This is a genomic window from Sulfurihydrogenibium yellowstonense SS-5, from assembly GCF_000173615.1.
GTDB classification, from domain to species: domain Bacteria; phylum Aquificota; class Aquificia; order Aquificales; family Hydrogenothermaceae; genus Sulfurihydrogenibium; species Sulfurihydrogenibium yellowstonense.
The window spans coordinates 1-2,016 of record NZ_ABZS01000228.1 but is presented as its reverse complement, the minus strand read 5'-3'; the positions used below and the strand labels follow the sequence as shown (position 1 = coordinate 2,016).

Here is a 2,016-nt window from a genome sequence, read left to right as displayed (position 1 = left end):
TCCTCTTCCTGTTATTGTGAATACGTCTTCTACTGCCATTAAGAATGGTTTGTCTGTTTCTCTTGGAGGTGTTGGTATATATTCATCCATTGCTTTCAATAGCTCTTCCACTGATGCAAACCATTTTGGGTCATCGTTTAATGCTCCAAGTGCTGACCCTCTTATTACAGGTACCTCATCTCCTGGAAAGTCATATTTGCTTAGCAGTTCTCTTACTTCCATTTCTACTAAGTCTATTAGTTCTGGGTCGTCTACCATGTCACATTTGTTTAAGAATACTACGATGTATGGTACGTTAACTTGTCTTGCAAGGAGTACGTGTTCTCTTGTTTGTGGCATTGGTCCATCTGCCGCTGATACTACAAGGATCGCTCCATCCATTTGTGCTGCACCGGTGATCATGTTCTTTATGTAGTCTGCGTGTCCTGGACAGTCTACGTGTGCATAGTGTCTTTTTTCTGTCTCATATTCTACGTGTGTGATATTGATTGTAATTCCTCTTTCTCTTTCTTCTGGAGCTTTATCTATGTCTCCGTATCCAACAAATTTTGCTAATCCTTTTTTGCTTTGTACGTATGTGATTGCTGCTGTTAATGTTGTTTTTCCGTGGTCAACGTGCCCTATTGTTCCTACGTTTAAGTGTTCTTTTCCTCTTACAAATTTCTCTTTTGCCATTTATTTTTACCTCCTAAATATAAGAAGAGCATTTATTTTTATCAAACCTCTGTCAGAGCCCAAGACGGGACTTGAACCCGCGACCTCACCCTTACCAAGGGTGTGCTCTGCCGACTGAGCTACCTGGGCATAAAAACATAATAAGACGTAAAAAGACTACTACAGCCTTTTTACGTCTTGGTTTTATTGGAGAGCGGGAGACGGGACTCGAACCCGCGGCCATCTGCTTGGAAGGCAGATGCTCTACCAACTGAGCTACTCCCGCATGTACGATATGGAGAGGGACGGATTCGAACCGCCGAAGGCTTTCGCCGGGAGATTTACAGTCTCCTGCCGTTGGCCGCTTGGCTACCTCTCCATATTCTAAATTCTAAAATTTAAAGCCGGCGGTGGGACTTGAACCCACGACCTGGTGATTACAAATCACCTGCTCTGCCGACTGAGCTACACCGGCTTAAACTTTAGAGATAAATATTATATCCGATTATCTGATTTGTGTCAAGTACTTTTTTATATTTATTTCTATTTTTAAACTTTTTGCAAGCCAAGGATAATATTATAGCATAAATCTTAAGGTGGTGAGAAGTTTTAAAGAGGTTGTTCTAAAATTTTTGTAAGTTTACCTTTTCCTGTCATACTGAGGACGTAAGTCCGAAGAATCTCATTTTTTAATGTTTTTTTGAAAAGAAGGAAAAAACAGGAAATTCTTCGCCGGCTGCAGATTAATAATGTTTATTTTTGGAACACTTTAAGTTTGAAATAGCACAGGATTCTTTTAGCTACAAAATATAAAAAGCAAAACTCGACCCGACTTTTTTATTGAAAATGGTTTATTTCAGTATAACTTTAATTTGTACAAAAATGATGATGAGGAATTTATTCATGCTAACAGTAAGAAAACCAGCTGTTGCGAATATGTTCTATACCGGAGATAAAGAGAGACTTTTATATACAATCAAAAATTATTTGAATAAAGCACCCTTGTATGACTATGTTCCTGAAGGGATAGTAGTTCCACATGCAGGATATATGTATTCTGGACCTGTTGCGGCAGTTTCATATAAGCAGCTTTTAAACCTTGACCCAAACAAACATTACAAAATTTTACTGATAGGACCGTCCCACCATGTATATTTTAATGGAGTTTCTTATGGATTTTATGATTACTGGGAAACCCCCCTTGGAAAAGTAAAAGTTAACAAAGAAATGATTATAAAATTCTTAAAAGATATCCGGATTTTCCATTAACATTAAATACTCTTCCACATCAAAGAGAACACTCTTTAGAGGTTCAAGTACATTTCTGCAGTTGTATTAAAGACTTTGAAATTTTACATTTGT

Annotated in this window: 2 protein-coding genes and 4 tRNA genes; 1 reads left to right on the top strand and 5 read right to left on the bottom strand. The window is 37.9% G+C overall.

Annotation, left to right across the window (positions count from 1 at the left end; genetic code table 11):
• The 5 genes from SULYE_RS07905 to SULYE_RS07885 all read right to left on the bottom strand — a co-directional run.
• Window positions 1–675 (bottom strand): GTP-binding protein (locus SULYE_RS07905; RefSeq protein ID WP_007548264.1); only part of this gene is annotated, 675 nt, incomplete at its 3' end.
• A gap of 56 nt (window positions 676–731) precedes the next feature.
• Window positions 732–804, bottom strand: a tRNA-Thr gene (locus SULYE_RS07900).
• A 63-nt stretch (window positions 805–867) separates the two neighbouring features.
• A tRNA-Gly gene (locus SULYE_RS07895) sits at window positions 868–940 on the bottom strand.
• 10 nt (window positions 941–950) lie between these two features.
• A tRNA-Tyr gene (locus tag SULYE_RS07890) sits at window positions 951–1,033 on the bottom strand.
• Window positions 1,034–1,056: 23 nt separating this feature from the next.
• Window positions 1,057–1,129 (bottom strand) — tRNA-Thr (locus tag SULYE_RS07885).
• A 428-nt stretch (window positions 1,130–1,557) separates the two neighbouring features.
• Here SULYE_RS07885 and amrB point away from each other — a divergent pair.
• The gene (gene amrB / locus SULYE_RS07880) at window positions 1,558–1,923 is read left to right on the top strand and encodes an AmmeMemoRadiSam system protein B (RefSeq protein ID WP_007548263.1); all 366 of its coding nucleotides are present in this window, start codon (window positions 1,558–1,560) and stop codon (window positions 1,921–1,923) included.
• The last annotated feature ends 93 nt before the right edge of the window (window positions 1,924–2,016 follow it).

Excerpts from the sequence above, each read along its gene's own strand:
- amrB (WP_007548263.1), top strand. The coding sequence starts at position 1,558 with ATGCTAACAGTAAGAAAACCAGCTGTTGCGAATATGTTCTATACCGGA.